Source organism: Streptosporangium pseudovulgare (assembly GCF_014648055.1).
Taxonomy (GTDB): domain Bacteria; phylum Actinomycetota; class Actinomycetes; order Streptosporangiales; family Streptosporangiaceae; genus Streptosporangium; species Streptosporangium pseudovulgare.
In genome coordinates this window covers 276825-292778 of the sequence record NZ_BMQJ01000012.1, presented here as the reverse complement: position 1 = coordinate 292778, position 15954 = coordinate 276825, and the positions used below count along the sequence as shown (strand labels likewise).

Here is a 15954-nt window from a genome sequence, read left to right as displayed (position 1 = left end):
ACCCGGAGCCTCCACCGAGATCGGCTTCCAGGCCACCCACACCGGCGACACCGCCAAGCCCACCGCGTTCACCCTCAACGGAGCCGCCTGCACCCTCTCCTGACGCGACGACCGGCTCCACCCGTGCCGGCCCGTCCCCTTTCCGGTGAGCCGGCTCGGCCCTTCCCGGCTCACCGGCCCTTCCCGGCCCACCGGACGGCGCGGCGTTCCGGCGGGTCCCGTGCCACACTCCTGACCATCGGAACCGGCGGCGCCGACAGGGTGAAGGGAACGGCTCGGATGGGGCTGGAGATCGAGGACCGATCGTCTGACTCGCCGTACATCGAGCGGGTGTGGCGGAGCACCAGCCACGGCGTGGAACGGATGACCTCGGTCGCGACCGCGCACTGGGACCTGGTCTTCTGGGAGCACCGCGGCCGGGTCAGCGTGGCCGTTCAGGGGCCGGAGTCGCGGGCGAGCCCGGCCCCCGTGCCCGAGGACGCCACGTTCTTCGGGATCAACTTCTCGCTCGGCACCTCGATGCCGCATCTTCCGGTCGGCCGGCTCGTCGACGGCGCCGCGGAGATCCCGGACGCGACACGCACATCCTTCTGGCTGAAGGGCTCCACCTGGCGCGTTCCCGACTACGACAACGCCGAGGCGTTCGTACGGCGGATGGCACGCGAGGGCGTCCTGGTCCGTGACCCGCTCGTCGCCGCGGTGCTTCGCGGTGACCCGCCGGACGTGTCGGAGCGTACCGTGCAGCGGCGCTTCGTGGCGGCGACCGGGCTCACCCGCGGCGCCGTCCGGCAGATCGACCGCGCCCGGCGGGCGGCGGTCCTGCTCCTGGAGGGCGTGCCGGTCCACGACGTCATCCACCTGCTCGGATACTTCGACCAGCCGCATCTGGCGCGGTCGCTGGCCCGCTACATCGGGCGGACCGCCACGCAGTTGAGTGCCCCGGGCCCGTCGGAGCCGCTGTCGCTTCTGTACAAGACCTGAGCGCCGTGCCCGCCTAACCTCATGGCCACAGCCATCGTCGTGGCGGAGGGTTCCGCCGCCGGCGCCGGCGAGGAGAAAGGGTCTGCCGCCCTGCCGCAGGCACTCCTCGGATCTCGACGACAAAGGAACAACGCAATGGCCAAGATCGTTTCCAACTTCTTCATCTCGCTGGACGGCGTGACCGAGTCGCCGGACCAGTGGCACTTCCCGTACTTCGACGACCAGATGGGCGCGGCGGTCGAGGCGGGCATGCGGGACGCGACGGCGTTCCTGATGGGCCGCAGGCTGTACGAGGAGTGGGCGGCGTACTGGACGACGGCGGACCAGGACCAGGACTTCGCCAAGTTCATCAACGGCACCCGCAAGTACGTCGTGTCGAACACCCTGCGGGAGGCGGACTGGAACAACACCACCGTCGTCTCCGGTGACGTCGCGGCCGGGCTGCGTGAGATCAAGGAGCGGACCGAGGGCACCATCCAGATGTCCGGTTCCGCGACGACCGTGCGGTGGCTGCTGGCCAACGGGCTGCTCGACGAGCTGAAGCTGCTCGTCCACCCGATCGCCGTCGGCCACGGTCAGCGGCTGTTCGAGGACACCCCGACCCACAGGCTGAAGCTGGTCGAGTCCGAGACGTTCCGGTCCGGCGTGCTCAACCTGACCTACGTCCCGGACGTCGGCTGACCGGCGCGTGCGGCGCGCCGCTCCGATCCGGCGAGCTGGGCGTAGGCCGCGGGTGACATGCCGACCGCGGCGGTGAAGTCGCGGGTCAGGTGGGCCTGGTCGGTGTAGCCGAGCTCGGTGGCCAGCGTCGCGAGGTCGAGGCCCCGGTACACCCGCTCCGCGGCCTCGTGCAGCCGGAAGCGGCGGATCACCCATTTGGGGCCGACGCCGACGTAGTCGCGGAACAGCCGCTGCAGCGAGCGCATCGACCGCCCCGCCCGGGCGGCCAGCTCGTCGACCCGGGTCACGGACACGTCGCCCTCCGCCATCGCCACCAGCGCCGCGACCTCCTCGGCCACCGGGTCCCGCCGGGGTTCCAGATCCAGCAGGAACCTCTCGACGAGCGCGACGGCGGCCCGGGCGCCGGGCTCGGCCAGGACACGCCCGACCAGCGTCGCGCCCGCCGCGCCGTACATCTCGCCGATCTCCGTGAAGCGGCCGGTCAGCCGGGACACCGGGCCGTCGAGGAACGGCCGGAAGCCACCCGGGCGGAAACGCACGCCGAGCACGCGACCGTCGCCCCGCATCGTGTAGGAGAACCCGCCTCTGATCACCCCCGCGATCCGGTGGAAGTCATCGGTGATCGTCATGTTCACGGTGGGATGGGAGACGATGCGCTGCTCGTACGGCTCGGCGAGGCCGGTCCACGTGACGACCCAGAAGTGCTCGACGTACGCCGCGAGCTCCGGTGACGGCGCCTGCCTGACGTAGTCGAAGGCGTCGAGCCCCGCGTACGGGTCCACCCAGCCGCGCTGTCGCGTTTCTACAAGCCGGGCCTCGGGCGGATGGGGCACGCTGGCTGTCATGGACGACATGATGCCCTTGATGAGGCGCGCCACCGAACGGACCGCGGAACTGGTGCGCGGGGTGCGGCCGGAGCAGCTCGGGCTTCCGACGCCGTGTGAGAAGTTCGACGTCAGTGAGCTGGTCGGCCACCTTGAGTGGGTGGCGGAGATGTTCGAGTCGCTGGCCCACGGGGGGCCGATGACCGAGCGGGGACCGTACGCGGGCGACTTCCCCGAGCGGGCGGAGCGCACGCTGGCCGCCTGGTCGCGGCCGGAGGCGTGGGAGGGCACCAGCCCCGCCATGGGCCTGCCGATGGACGTGCTGGCCCACATGTACCTCGTCGACATGGTCGTGCACGGCTGGGACCTGGCCAGGGCCGTCGGTCAGGAGTACGAGCCGGACCCCGGGGCGGTCTCGCGGGCGCTGAGCTTCACCGACCGGATGGTGGAGACGGGCAGGCAGCGCGGCGCCTTCGGACCGCCGGTGGCGGTGCCGGATGACGCCCCGCCGTTCGACCGCCTGCTCGGCGTCATCGGCCGGGACCCGGCCTGGACGCCCTGACCCGGCCTGGATGTTCTGATCCGGCCCGGACGACCTGACTCGTTCCGGGCCCGCCGGTCGGACGCGACGTCACGCGCCGCCGAGGCATTGAATGCGAGGACATGACGCCCGGCTCCGACGTCGCCGTGCCCTCCTCGGCCGCCGTCCCTCCCGCACCGCCTCGGAACAGGGAGAACAAGGAGAGCCACCGTCTCTCGTGACCCTTTGCCCGCTTCTGACCAAGTAAGGGTGTCAGGCGACGAAGGGAGCAGTGCCGGTGCGTCGTAAACGGGCGGAGATCGCCAGGGATCACGCGGCGTTCGAAGCCTTCTACCGGCGGCACGTCGACGCGGTCACCCGCTTTCTCGCTCGGCGCGTCGACGATCCGCACACGGTCGCCGACCTGGTGGCCGAGGTGTTCATGGCGGTCCTCGACTCCGCCCACACCTACCGGGCCGAGTCGGGGAGCGAGGTCGCGTGGCTGTACGGCGTGGCACGCAACACGCTCTCCAGCGAGCGGCGCCGGTTGTTCAGGGAGTCACGGCTCACCGACCGGATGAGCGGGCGGCGGCCGCTGGACAGCGACGACCTGGCCAGGCTTGAGGAGCGCATCGACGCGGAGCGGCCCGCCAGGCGGGTCCTCGCGGCCATGGCCGGCCTGCCCGAGGGGGAGCGCGCCGTACTGGAGCTGGTCGTCATCGACCAGCTCACGGTCACCGAGGCGGCGACGGCCCTCGGCATCCGGCAGGGGGCCGCCAAGATGAGGCTGCACCGCGCCCGCCGCACGCTGCAAGGACTGCCCTTCGTCATGGAAGGAACACCGGGATGAGCTTCGAGGAGCGAATACTGATGGAACTGAAGGACGAGATCACGGCGCGTGCCGAGCGGCGCCGCCGTACCGGCCGCCGCCTGTTCGCGGGGGCGGCGGTGGCCGGGCTGGCCGCGGCGGCGGCGATCGTGGTGCCGCTGCTGACCGGGGTGGAGCAGCCCGCGTACGCGGTGACCAGGAACACCGACGGCACGATCGACGTCAGGCTCAACGAGTTCAGGGACGCCGACAAGCTGGAACAGGACCTGGGGAAGCTGGGGGTGGACGCCGACATCACCTACCTCCCGCCCGGCAAGTGGTGCGGCGAGGACAGGGGAAAGGCCATCGGAGGCGACGGTTCCCCGGAGGACTGGGACGCCTCCGCGTCCGGCAGGGCCGCCCGGCTGGATCACGACGGGCTGAGGATCGACCCCCGGTACGTCGGGAAGGGGCGGACCCTGGTGATGATGTTCAGCGAGGCCAAGAACGCGTCCGCCGGTCCGAAGCCGAAGACGGAGTGGCAGCTCGGGTCTTTCGTGGTCGAAGGGCCGGCTCGGCCGTGCGTGGTCGTCGACAACCCGCTCTGGAAGGACACCGGCGGCTCCGGCCGGCCTCCGGCGGGTGACTGATCCTCGCGGAGCCGGTCCGGCCGTGAAGGCGATGGTCGTTCGAAGGTGATGCCGCCTGAGAACGATCCGCCGAGGTCCCGCGTGACCGTCCTGGTCGCGCGGGACCCGTGTTCCACCCGTCGAAGGCCGTCATGGCCGCCGGACGCGTGGACACCGTAGGCCGCCGTGGCCGCCGGGGGTGAGGCCGCCGGGGGCGAGGACGCCGTGACGGCGATGCCTCCGGCGGCCGGTGACCGCCAGTGCTTACCTTCCGCTATTTCTCAACATCAGAGTATTTTCCGGACATTGATCATTAGCATCGTCGGATGCTCACTGCTCCGGTGGCGGCTCGGCGGACCGGGCGGCGCATGGCCTGGCTCGACGCCCTCCGCGGCCTCGCCGCCCTGTTCGTGGTCTTCGAGCACGCGCTCCAGCCCCTGCTGCCCGAGGCGCGGACGCCGGTCAAGGCGGTCTTCGAGCCCGGATGGTACGGCGTGACCGTGTTCTTCCTGGTCAGCGGTTACATCGTGCCGGCATCGCTGGAACGGCGGGGCGACGTGCGCGCCTTCTGGGTCTCCCGCTTCTTCCGGCTGTACCCGCCGCTCATGGTGTGCGCGGTGGGTGTGCTGCTGCTGAGCGCGGCCGGATGGGACGGCCTCCACATCTGGTGGGGCTCACGACCGGTCTCCCTGACAGCGGGCCATCTGATGATGCTGCAGAACCTGCTGGCCATGCCGAACCTGGTGAACGTGCTGTGGACGCTGTCGTACGAGATGGCGTTCTACCTGCTGCTGACCGCGATGTTCAGCCTCGGCCTGCACCGGCGGAGCATCGCGTACGCGCTCGCCTTCACCGCGGCGGCCGTGGCGGGCGCGGGCGTGCTGCCGGCCGCGCTGTTCTCGGCCGGCGGCTCGGGCCGGATGCTGACGGCGACGCTGGTGGTGGCGGCCCTGGTGACGGCGGGCCTGGCGGCGGTGCTCGCGGGCTCGGGCGCGGTACGGCGGGCGGGTGCGATCGTCATCGGGGCGACCGTGCTCGGGCTGCTGGCGGTCAACCAGAGCTACCCCGGCCCCTGGCAGGGGTTGCTGATCCTGGCCACCATGTTCGCCGGAACGGCGCTGTACCGGGCCGAGCAGGGCCAGATCCCCTGGAGGCGGGCGGGCTGGGTGGCGCTGGTGCCACTGGCCGGGATCTGGCTGGCGCGCGGCGACCTCGGCACCCAGACGGCCGAGGCCGCCGCCTGGCTCACCTTCGTCGCCGCGATGGCGCTGCGGCACCGCGGGATGCCCCGGATCCTGTCCTGGCTGGGGCTGGTCAGTTACTCGATCTACCTGCTCCACCCGCTGCTGCTGGAGACCGTCCAGTGGTTCTGGCCCGAGCCGTCGGCCGTACCGCTGGGGGCGCGGCTGTCGGCACTGGCGGGCGTGGTGGCGGCGCTCCTCGGCCTCAGTGCGCTGACCTGGCGTTTCGTGGAGGCCCCGGCGCAACGGCTGGGCAGGCGTCTCATCTCGGCCGGCGGCTGACGCCCCGCGCCGGGAACGCCGGCCGTGCTCCTACCGGGTCGGCGTGAAGGATGAGGAGACCAGCCAGACGACAGCGGCCGCGACCACGACGGTGAGGCCCCTCGCCCGTCCGGAGAGCACGGCGTCCCGCCCGCGGACCACGCGCCACGCCAGGCCGCCGCGCCCCCGGCGGCGGCTGGCCGTACCCAGCGGGTGGGGGCGGCGCCACTCGTCTTGTCCCGGTGAAAAACAGCAGGTCAGATGCTATTGATTGAGGTTTGCTCGTGCCGTACCGGTGGGGGAGGCGCGACTTATGCCCATCGATGAGGCAGACGGGCGGGAAGGTGGAGATGAGGCGCCGGGAGGCGTAGGCTCCAGGGCCGGAAAACGGCGGCCGGCCTGAAGAAAAGGGGAACAGGTGACCGAATCTTTCGTGCATCTGCATGTCCACACCGAGTACTCGATGCTCGACGGTGCGGCGAAGATCGGCCGTATGTTCGAGGAGGTGGCGCGGCTGGAGATGCCCGCCATCGCCATGAGCGACCACGGCAACATGTTCGGCGCCTACGAATTCCAGGGGGAGGCCAAGAAGGCGGGCATCAAGCCGATCATCGGCATCGAAGCCTATGTGGCGCCCGCGTCCCGCTCCTTCAAGAAGCCGGTGTTCTGGGGCAAGCGCGCCGAGACCGGCGTCGCGGACGGTGAAGGCGGCAAGGACGTCTCCGGCGGTGGCCGGTTCACCCACATGACCATGTGGGCCAAGGACGCCGCGGGCCTGCGCAACCTGTTCCGCCTGTCGTCCCGGGCCTCCTTCGAGGGCTACTACGGCAAGCCCCGCATGGACCGGGAGCTGGTCGCCGAGCACGCCGAGGGGATCATCGCCACCACCGGCTGCCCCTCGGGAGAGGTGCAGACCCGGCTGCGGCTCGGCCAGTACGACGAGGCCGTCGCGGCGGCGGCCGGCTACCAGGAGATCTTCGGCAGGGAGAACTACTTCCTGGAGCTGATGGACCACGGCCTGGACATCGAGCGCGACGTCCGCGAGGACCTGCTGCGCCTGGCCAAGCAGCTGAACATCCCGCTGCTGGCCACCAACGACTCCCACTACGTCACCGAGGACCAGGCCGACGCCCACGACAGCCTGCTGTGCGTCGGCGTGGGCCGTAACAAGGACGACCCGAACCGGTTCAGGTTCAACGGGTCGGGCTACTACGTCAAGAGCCCCGCCGAGATGCGGGGCCTGTTCAGGGAGCTGCCCGAGGCGTGTGACAACACGCTGCTGGTCGCCGAGATGATCGGCGACTACGACGAGGTGTTCGCCTACGTCGACCGGATGCCGCAGTACCCCGACGTCCCCGAGGGGGAGACGCAGGAGTCGTGGCTGCGCAAGGAGGTCGAGCAGGGCCTGGTGATGCGCTACGGCGATCCGGTCCCCGCCGAGGTGTGGGAGCGGTACGAGACCGAGATGAAGGTCATCGGCCCCATGGGGTTCTCCTCCTATTTCCTCGTCGTCGCCGACATCTGCAAGTACGCCCGTGACAACGGCATCCCCGTCGGGCCCGGCCGAGGATCGGCGACCGGCTCGATCGTCGCCTACGCGACCCGCATCACCGAGCTGGACCCGCTGGAGCACGGCCTGCTGTTCGAGCGGTTCCTCAACCCCGAGCGCATCAGCCCGCCCGACATCGACCTCGACTTCGACGACCGCCAGCGCGACCGCATGGTGTCCTACGTCACCCAGAAGTACGGCAGCGAGTACACCGCGCAGGTCAACACCTTCGGCACGATCAAGGCCAAGGCCGCCGTCAAGGACGCCTCCCGCATCCTCGGCTACCCCTTCGCGATGGGCGACAAGATCACCAAGGCGATGCCGCCGGACGTCATGGGCAAGGGCGTCCCCCTGGCGAAGATGTTCGACCCCGAGCACCCCCGCTACGTCGAGGGCGGTGAGATCCGCTCCCTGTACGAGTCGGACGTCGACGTGCGCAAGGTCATCGACACCGGCCGCGGCATCGAGGGCCTGATCCGCGGCACCGGCGTGCACGCCGCCGCGGTCATCCTGTCGTCCGCGCCGCTGCTGGACCTGATCCCCATGCACATGCGGGACAAGGACGGCGTGGTCATCACCGGCTTCGACTACCCGTCCTGTGAGTCCATGGGCCTGATCAAGATGGACTTCCTGGGCCTGCGCAACCTCGGCATCATCGACCACGCCATCAAGATCATCGAACAGAACCGCGGCGTGACGATCCGTACCGAGGAGATCCCCCTCGACGACGAGACCACCTACAAGCTGCTGGCCCGCGGCGACACCCTGGGCGTGTTCCAGCTCGACGGCGGTCCCATGCGGCAGCTGCTGCGGCTGATGGAGCCCACCCGGTTCGAGGACATCGCCGCCGTCCTCGCGCTGTACCGGCCCGGCCCGATGGCCGCCAACGCCCACACCAACTACGCCCACCGCAAGAACGCCCGTCAGGAGATCACCCCGATCCACCCGGAGCTGAAGGACGCCCTGGAGCCGATCCTCGGTTCCACCTTCCACCTGCTCGTCTACCAGGAGCAGATCATGGCGGTCGCCCGGGAGCTGGCCGGTTACACCCTCGGCGGCGCCGACCTGCTGCGCCGCGCCATGGGCAAGAAGAAGCCCGAGATCCTCGCCAAGGAGTTCGCCAACTTCCAGGCGGGCATGCGCGGCAACGGCTACAGCGACGGGGCGATCCAGGCGCTGTGGGACGTCATGCTGCCGTTCTCCGGTTACGCCTTCAACAAGTCCCACACCGCCGGTTACGGCCTCGTCGCGTACTGGACGGCCTACCTCAAGGCCAACTACCCGGCCGACTATATGGCGGCCCTGCTCACCAGCGTCGGCGACGACAAGGACAAGGCCGCCATCTACCTCGCCGAATGCCGCAAGATGGGCATCCAGGTCCTGCCGCCCGACGTCAACGACTCCGACCTGACGTTCGCCGCGGTCGGCGACGACAAGGTCCGCTTCGGTCTCGGCGCGGTCCGCAACGTCGGTGAGAACGTCGTCGAAGGCATCATCAGGGCCCGCCAGGAGAAAGACGACTACACCGACTTCAACGACTTCCTCAGCAAGGTGCCGTTGCAGGTCTGCAACAAGCGCGTCATCGAATCCCTGATCAAGGCCGGAGCGTTCGACTCCCTCGACCACCCCCGCAAGGGGCTGCTGCTGACCCACGAACAGGCCGTCGACTCCGTCATCGACATCAAGAAGAACGAGGCCCACGGCCAGGACTCCCTGTTCGGCGGCGCCGACGACACCGAGGAGAACGCCTTCACCGTCACCGTCCCCGACACCGAGTGGGACAAGAAGACGCGCCTGGACTTCGAGCGGGAGATGCTCGGTCTGTACGTCTCCGACCATCCTCTCGCCGGCACCGAACGCCTCCTGGTGCGCAACCGCGACACCACGATCGCCGACCTGCTCGACAGCGGCCGTGAACGCGGCGACGTCCGGGTCTGCGGTCTCATCACGAAGGTCGACAAGCGCGTCAACAAGGCCGGGAACCTCTGGGCGATCGTCGTGGTCGAGGACATGGACTCCGCCGTCGAGTGCCTGTTCTTCCCCAAGAACTACGAGCTGTACGGGCCGATGCTGCGGGAGGACTCCGTGGTGTCGGTGGGAGGTCAGATCAACAACCGCGACGGCGCGATCTCGATCTTCGCCCAGGATCTCACCCTCATCGACGTCTCCAGCGTCACCAGCGACTCCGGCCCGCCCGTCACGATCTTCCTGCGGGAGGAGCGGGTCACCGCCGAACTGGTGGAGGAGCTGCGCAACATCCTCAAGATGCACCAGGGCAAGGTGCCGGTGCAGGTGCGTCTGCGCCGTCACACCGGCCGGACGGTGGTCATGGCCCTGCCGGACTACCAGGTCGACGCCGCCCCGTCCTTCGCCGGGGACGTCAAGGCGCTGATCGGATCGGACGCGATCGCCCTGTGAGCCGCCCCGTCGAGGTCGTCTCGGTCGTGGAGCCTCCGGTATGCCCTCGCTGCGACGGTGAGGGCCTGCTGTCGGCGCTGGTCGCCCACGGCTGGACCAACGCCCGGGGAGCCGCGGTCCGCGGTCGCGTCCCGGTCGTGCTGTGCGCGAGATGCGACTCCGGCGACCCGCACGCCGGGCCGCTCATCACCTGGTTCCACGTCCACGGAACCGTCACCGGTGACGTCGCCGAGGCGTTCACACGGCTGCTCGACCAGTGGACCGGCCACCTGCGGCCGCCCACCCTGGACGGGGCCGCGCTGGAGGCCGACGCCTGGCGGCACGGCGAGCTGTGACACGACACGGTCCCGGGTGCCGCGTCCTGCGGTACTCGGGACCGTGCCGTTCTCCGTGAACGCTTTGCCGTCAGATGGTTCGTATGCCCTATTCGCCGGCTCTTCTCTAAAAACGCCCGTCGCGGGGAGAAGCAAGTGGGCGGCCGTGCGATCCTTGCACGACGGACGGACGATCCACCTGCCGGACGTCGAGAACCCGACGGCTTCTCCCACCCGAAACGGTCGAGGCGGGGGAGACGATGAACGAGCGCCGTGAAAGCGCCCCGGCGGCCACGCTGTACCGGGGGCGCGGCTGGTACGTGTGGAACAACGCCGTAGTCGCCCCCGGGGTCAGCCGTCGTGCCTCCAGAGCTTCCCCGTCGACAGGTCGAGGTGGTAGACGCGCTCGCTCACGGCGCCGCGCACCAGGAAGGATCCCTGCTCCGACCAGCCGAGGCCGGCGTCGATGAAGTCGTCCCCGCGGAATCGGGGAACGACGCCGCGCAGGAGCCGCCCGGTCGTCACGTCGAAGGTCTCGACGCGTCCCTCGCGGCCCCGGATGACCACGAGGCGGCGTCCGTCCGGGCGAAGGTGGTACGCGTCCTCGGGGGAGTCCTTGATCTTCTTCCTGAGGGGAAGGCTCATCCGGGTCCTCCCTCGCAGGTCGGCCACGAGCACCTGGGACGCGGTGGTGAACACGGTCCCGCTCCCGTTGAGATCGTGGACCCGCCGGGCGCCGGGGACCGGCACCGGGGCCCAGGTCCTGGTGTCGATGACCTGCGCGCCGTCCCCGTTCAGGACGACGTACCTGTTCTGGCCGAGGAACGCGGGCGTGGGCACCGCGGTGTCGGCCAGACCTCCGGTGAGGCGGTGGACGCCCCGGGCGTCCTGGTACGCCATGCGGCGATCATCCCTGCCCAGGTAGACGACGGCCTTCTTGTCGGGGCTGCGCACGAACGGCGCGAGCCGGGGCGCCCCGCCCGGCCTGATGACGTACGGCGCCGCCTGCAGGAACGGCTCCCCGTTCACCCGCCACGACCGGCAGGGGATGTCCAGATGGCCGGACCACGGGCAGGTGGGCTCCTTGTAGCCGCGTACCGTCGTGAACGTGGCCGTCCACTTCGGAGGCGGCTTGGCCGGCGAGTATTCCGGCAGCTCCGGCAGCGGCGGCCGCCCGGGGGTGAGGATCACGCCCGACAGCACGACCGCGGTTCCCGCGAGGTAGAGGCCCCGGGTCGACCAGTGGCCGACGGCCTGCCCGGCCCGGACCGCGTCGTCCGGCTCCCCGGACGCCGGCCCGGCGCTCCTCCTTCGGGCGACGAGCGGTACGGCCGCCATCACGATGACCACGATGACGGCATGAGCCAGAAGCACCGGTGTGACGTCCCGGCTCGTCAGCAGGTGGACGCCGGCCACCGCGGCGGCGGCCGAACCGAGCAGCCACGCTCTCCGATAGACGTCGGTGTCACCGGGGGCGCGCGGTATCGGGGCCGGTGACCGTACGCCGTGGAAAACGGAAACGGCGCACCAGCCCACGACCAGATAGAACGGGTCATCGGTGAGCAGGGCCGGTGGAACGGCGACGACAAGGGTGACCAGCCGCCACCGGCGCAGGACGGTGAAGTGGTCGATGACCTGCCGGGCGCCGGCCGGTGTGACGGAAAGACCGGTCAGTGTGGTGAATCTGTCGAGTCTCTCCCGGGTGACCGGCGCGACCGCCGCCAGCAGGGCCACCACGATGATTACCGAAATGGTCATCGAAGGTACTGTCACAAAGCGCCACCATATATGGTGCTATATCGTGACCCCGGAGAATGCATGGGAGCAATTCGATATCGCCACGTGGCGCACGTGGCGCTCCCGATTGCCGGGTTTGCTGTCTATTTTCGCATTGCTTGTGGTCATTGCGGCTCTCCTGTGGAGTTCGGGGGTTATAACGCCGCAGATCAGGTGGAATATCGATGTTTTCTTCGTCCACGCAGAGGTGGACGAGAACGGCGCGCTGTCCAGCAGCGTGGTCATCGAAATCGAGAACGAAGCCTCGGCCCCCTTCACCATCACCGGCGTCTCGGCGGAGATGCCGGGCCTCCGCCTGCTGCCCACCGACGAGGTGAAGGGGGAGCACTCCGAACTGACCGTGGGGGGCGGGCGCACAGAGGTCCTGGAGAGGCGCGTCGTCATCACCGACTGCGCGGCGGTGCCGTACGAGCCCCAACCGATCCGTTTCACCTACCGGACCTGGACGGGTCCGGGGTCGGCGGAGGTGACGTTGACCTCGTGGCAGCTGTCGGAGCCCGAGGAGCCGGAAGAGCCCGAGGACTCCGAGGACTCCGAGGACTCCGAGGGGTCTGAAGAGTCCGAGGAGTCCGAGGAGTTCGACGGGACCGTCCTCTTCGGCGACCGGCAGCAGAGCAGCCCCGTCGCCTGGCAGCGGGGTCTCGCCGGCATGGTCTGCAACGACGCGATGCGCCAGGACCCGTTCTGAGGGCCGGCCCGCCCGGGGACGACGACAGGTAAGGGAGAGGTACGGCGCATGCGCCCTGTCACGACGATCGCCACCGGTTTCGTCTTCGCCTTCGGCGCCCTCAGGCTGAACGGCTTCGACCTACTGCTCGACCCCGTCGGATGGGGACTGTGCGCCTCCGGACTGTTCCGGCTGCGGCGATCCGGCGACGACCCGTTCGCCGCGGCCTGGGTCTCCGCCGTCGCCATGACCTACGTCTCGTTCGCGCTCCTGGTCGTGTCCAGCGGGGTTTTGGGTCACGACCCGACGGTCTCCTCCTTCGCACAAGTGATCAGCGTCGCCGGGACGGCCGGCGCGCTGCTCACCGTCTGGCTGGTCGTCGAGGCCGTCATCAGGCGGATCCGTCCCGGCGGGGAGACCGCCACGGCGGATCTTCTCGACGTGCTGCGCTGGGCCGTGGCCGGGCTGGGAGCGATCGCCGGGCTGGCGCAGTACGGCTACGCCGGCCTGGAAACCGCCGTGGGCGTCGTCTGGTTCGCGGCCGTCGTCTCCCTGATCATCGTGCTCTACCGCTCGGCCCGCCTGCGGTGCCTCTCCCCGACGTGGAAATCCGTGGCGGACCAGGTGCGTCCGGCTCGGCATCCCTGAGAGAACCGGTTTCCCGGGACTGATCGGCCGGTCGCTCCACCGGCCCGGTAGGACCCGGCACCGGCACCCGGGCCCTCGGGGCCCGGGGATCCCCGCCCCTCCGCACCGGTTCTCAGGAGGGGCGGACCAGCCTCCGGGCCTCGTCGTCGGTGGGGCGCCGGGCGCCGAGTACGGCGGCGCGGAGGACGTCCCGGGACACGGCGTCGGAGGAAAGGACGCTGACCAGGACGCCGCCGTCCTGCCGGACGTATCCCCGCAGCCCGCACGGGCATCCCCACTCCGGTTCCGGAATCCGGCCGGTGAGGTACCAGAGCCCGGGACGTTCCAGGACGCACCGGGGGCGTTCGTCGCGCCCGAGGGGAGCACTGAGGGACGTCTTCGGGCACGTCGCCGTCGCGGGCTCGCCGCGTTCGGCGGTGAGCGAGATGGTGTGGTCCTGCCAGACCCTGACCGCCTTCTGGTCCACCGGTTCGAAGAACGCGCTCACTCCCGAGGAGTCGCGGGCGACCCGGTAGCCCGGGATGTCCACGACGTAGAGCAGGTCACGCACCGGATCGAGGCGGGCGGCGACGGCTTTCTCCTCCCCGCCGGCGCGCTGCCGGTCGGCGAGGTGCGTTCCGGTGGCCACCAGCGCCACGATCACCACGACGGTGCCGAGGGAGACCGCGCGCCGGGAGAGCAGCCCCGCGGCCAGTGCGAACGGCAGGCCGCAGGCCAGGGTCATCAGCGGTTGCCGGCCGAAGGGCAGGTCCAGGTCGGAGGTGGCCCAGGCGCCGCCGGCCCAGCCCGCCGCCCCCGCGAGGAACACGAGCGCCGACCAGGAGAGCCGGCCCCCCGCCTGGCGCGACGTCAACGCGGATCCCCGGGAGGTGAGCCGGGCGACGAGGTACAGCGTGCCGACCATGAGGGCGGCGGGGAGAGCGGGCAGGAGGGGATGGCCGCCGAAGAGGACCATCGCGCCGGCCTCCAGCAGTAACGGGCCCAGCAGGGAGCCGACCAGCCAGACCCCGGCGATCTGACCGAGCGGCGCCGTCCAGCCGGCATCCGCCTTGCCGCCCATCCGCACGTCCTCTCCGCGTCCTCTTCGCGTTCTCTCCGCGTCCTCCCCGCGCCCGAACCGATCCGCGCATCAGCGTAGGCGGTCGCGGCCGAGGCGGTCGAACGTGCCGGCCGGCGAATCCCCGGAGCCCGGCGCCGGGGTCTCGCGGGGGATTCTCAGTGCGGTCACCACGCCGACCAGGGCGAGAGCCGCGGCGGCGAAGAGGGCGGACCTCAGCCCGTCGGCGGTGGCGGCGCGGAGTGCCCGGCCGGTCAGGCCGGTGGTGTCATGGCCGGCCACGGCCACCAGGACGGCCAGGCCCGCGCTGCTACCCGCCTGCAGGACGGTGGAGGAGATGCCGGAGACCGCGCCCTGCTCGTGCGGGGCCACGCCGGTCGAGGCGACGATGAACATGGTGTTGAACGACAGGCCCGCGCCCAGGCCGAAGCCGGCGAGCCCGGCCAGCAGGCCGAGGTAGGAGCCGTCGGCGGACAGGCTCGCCGCCAGCACCGCCGTACCCGCCGCGCCCACGACCAGGCTGAGGACCAGTGTGCCGCGCGGCCCGAGACGCGGGATCAACCGTTCGGCAGCCAGGTTGCCGGCCGTGATCCCCAGGGTCGGTCCGAGGAAGGCCAGGCCCGACCGCAGGGCGTCGTAGCCGAGCACGTCCTGGAAGTGCAGGGTGAGGAAGTACGGCACGCACTGCAGGGTCAGGCCGTAGACCAGGATGGCTCCGGCGGCGGCGCTCGTGTGCCGGTTGGTCAGCAGTCGCGGCGGCATCAACGGGTCGCGGCTGCGCGCCTCGATCACGAAGAACCCGGCGAGCAGCGCCACGGCGGCGGCGAGGGGCGCCAGGACCTCGGTGGAGAGCCGGCCGAGCTCGGCGCCGCGCGCGATGGCGAACACGAGCGCCGTGACGCCCGCGGTCCCGGTGAGGGCGCCGGGCAGGTCGAATCCGCCCGTCCCCCGCGGACCGTCCGGTGTCAGGACGGCGAACGCCGCGGCGGCGCCGGCCGCGGTCAGCGGCAGGTTCACGAAGAAGACCGCCTCCCAGCCGAACGCGCCGGTCAGCACACCGCCGAGCAGCGCGCCGAGGCTGAGCCCGCCGGCACCGCACACCGCCCACACGGTCATCGCCCGGTTGCGGGCCGGGCCCTCGTCGAACATGGTGACGACCAGCGAGAGGGTCGCCGGCATCAGCACCGCGCCGCCGATTCCCTGCAGCGCCCGCGCGGCGACCAGCAGGGCCGGGGTGGTGGCGAGCCCGCCGAGGAGTGAGGCGACGCCGTACAGCAGCATGCCGAGGACGAACATCCGCCGCCTGCCGAGCAGGTCGGACAGCCGGCCGCCGAGCAGCAGGAAGCCGCCGAAGGGCACCGCGTAGGCGCTGACCACCCACTGCAGCGCGTAGGGGGAGAACCCCACGTCACGCGCGATCTGCGGCAGCGCGACGTAGACGATGGTGAAGTCCAGGGCGGTGGTCATGCTGCCCACGCCGAGGAGGACGAGAGGGATCACAGGTCGCATGCCGGTCAGCGTGCTCGCGGTTCCGGCCGCCAGCCAGACCCGTGTTCTGG

At 70.6% G+C, this 15954-nt stretch carries 15 protein-coding genes; 11 read left to right on the top strand and 4 right to left on the bottom strand.

The window, feature by feature from the left end; genetic code table 11:
• From IEZ10_RS24075 to IEZ10_RS24065, 3 genes are all read left to right on the top strand, one after another.
• A partial coding sequence (locus IEZ10_RS24075; RefSeq protein WP_189248764.1) for a cellulose binding domain-containing protein occupies positions 1-103 on the top strand: 103 nt, incomplete at its 5' end.
• A gap of 176 nt (positions 104-279) precedes the next feature.
• Complete coding sequence (locus IEZ10_RS24070; protein WP_189248763.1) at positions 280-981, top strand: helix-turn-helix domain-containing protein; 702 nt, start codon at positions 280-282, stop codon at positions 979-981.
• 135 nt (positions 982-1116) lie between these two features.
• Entirely contained in the window at positions 1117-1662 is a 546-nt protein-coding gene (locus IEZ10_RS24065) for a dihydrofolate reductase family protein (protein ID WP_189248762.1), read from the top strand.
• Here the strand turns inward: IEZ10_RS24065 and IEZ10_RS24060 are convergent.
• Positions 1641-2507, bottom strand: a complete 867-nt coding sequence (locus tag IEZ10_RS24060; protein WP_189248761.1) for a DUF6597 domain-containing transcriptional factor — start codon at positions 2505-2507, stop codon at positions 1641-1643. The two genes, IEZ10_RS24065 and IEZ10_RS24060, sit on opposite strands and share 22 nt — an antisense overlap.
• A 19-nt stretch (positions 2508-2526) precedes the next feature.
• Between IEZ10_RS24060 and IEZ10_RS24055 the strand changes: the two genes are divergently transcribed.
• The 6 genes from IEZ10_RS24055 to IEZ10_RS24030 all read left to right on the top strand — a co-directional run bounded on the left by IEZ10_RS24055 (position 2527) and on the right by IEZ10_RS24030 (position 10247).
• Entirely contained in the window at positions 2527-3048 is a 522-nt protein-coding gene (locus IEZ10_RS24055; RefSeq protein ID WP_229811573.1) for a TIGR03086 family metal-binding protein, read from the top strand.
• A gap of 256 nt (positions 3049-3304) precedes the next feature.
• Positions 3305-3856 (top strand): RNA polymerase sigma factor, encoded by a 552-nt coding sequence (locus tag IEZ10_RS24050; protein ID WP_229811572.1) that lies wholly within the window; start codon positions 3305-3307, stop codon positions 3854-3856.
• Positions 3853-4464, top strand: a complete 612-nt coding sequence (locus tag IEZ10_RS24045; protein ID WP_189248758.1) for a hypothetical protein — start codon at positions 3853-3855, stop codon at positions 4462-4464. The genes IEZ10_RS24050 and IEZ10_RS24045 overlap by 4 nt, the downstream gene beginning before the upstream one ends.
• A 305-nt stretch (positions 4465-4769) precedes the next feature.
• Positions 4770-5966, top strand: coding sequence for an acyltransferase family protein (locus tag IEZ10_RS24040; RefSeq protein ID WP_189248757.1), 1197 nt, complete (start codon positions 4770-4772; stop codon positions 5964-5966).
• A gap of 397 nt (positions 5967-6363) precedes the next feature.
• The gene (dnaE, locus tag IEZ10_RS24035) at positions 6364-9912 is read left to right on the top strand and encodes a DNA polymerase III subunit alpha (protein ID WP_189248756.1); all 3549 of its coding nucleotides are present in this window, start codon (positions 6364-6366) and stop codon (positions 9910-9912) included.
• Positions 9909-10247, top strand: coding sequence for a DUF6300 family protein (locus IEZ10_RS24030; RefSeq protein WP_189248755.1), 339 nt, complete (start codon positions 9909-9911; stop codon positions 10245-10247). Before dnaE ends, IEZ10_RS24030 begins: the two co-directional genes overlap by 4 nt.
• Before the next feature lie 330 nt (positions 10248-10577).
• On the opposite strand, the gene IEZ10_RS24025 is transcribed toward IEZ10_RS24030, so the two are convergent.
• Entirely contained in the window at positions 10578-11984 is a 1407-nt protein-coding gene (locus tag IEZ10_RS24025; RefSeq protein ID WP_189248754.1) for a hypothetical protein, read from the bottom strand.
• 226 nt (positions 11985-12210) lie between these two features.
• Between IEZ10_RS24025 and IEZ10_RS24020 the strand changes: the two genes are divergently transcribed.
• Positions 12211-12711 carry a hypothetical protein gene (locus IEZ10_RS24020; protein WP_189248753.1) on the top strand — a complete coding sequence of 167 codons (501 nt, stop codon included), beginning with the start codon at positions 12211-12213 and terminating at the stop codon, positions 12709-12711.
• A 48-nt stretch (positions 12712-12759) separates the two neighbouring features.
• Positions 12760-13338, top strand: coding sequence for a hypothetical protein (locus IEZ10_RS24015; protein WP_189248752.1), 579 nt, complete (start codon positions 12760-12762; stop codon positions 13336-13338).
• A 112-nt stretch (positions 13339-13450) separates the two neighbouring features.
• Here the strand turns inward: IEZ10_RS24015 and IEZ10_RS24010 are convergent, their stop codons facing one another.
• Together IEZ10_RS24010 and IEZ10_RS24005 are read right to left on the bottom strand one after the other, a co-directional pair.
• The gene (locus tag IEZ10_RS24010; RefSeq protein ID WP_189248751.1) at positions 13451-14398 is read right to left on the bottom strand and encodes a hypothetical protein; all 948 of its coding nucleotides are present in this window, start codon (positions 14396-14398) and stop codon (positions 13451-13453) included.
• 69 nt (positions 14399-14467) lie between these two features.
• Positions 14468-15904 (bottom strand): MFS transporter, encoded by a 1437-nt coding sequence (locus tag IEZ10_RS24005; RefSeq protein WP_189248750.1) that lies wholly within the window; start codon positions 15902-15904, stop codon positions 14468-14470.
• Positions 15905-15954 lie beyond the last annotated feature (50 nt).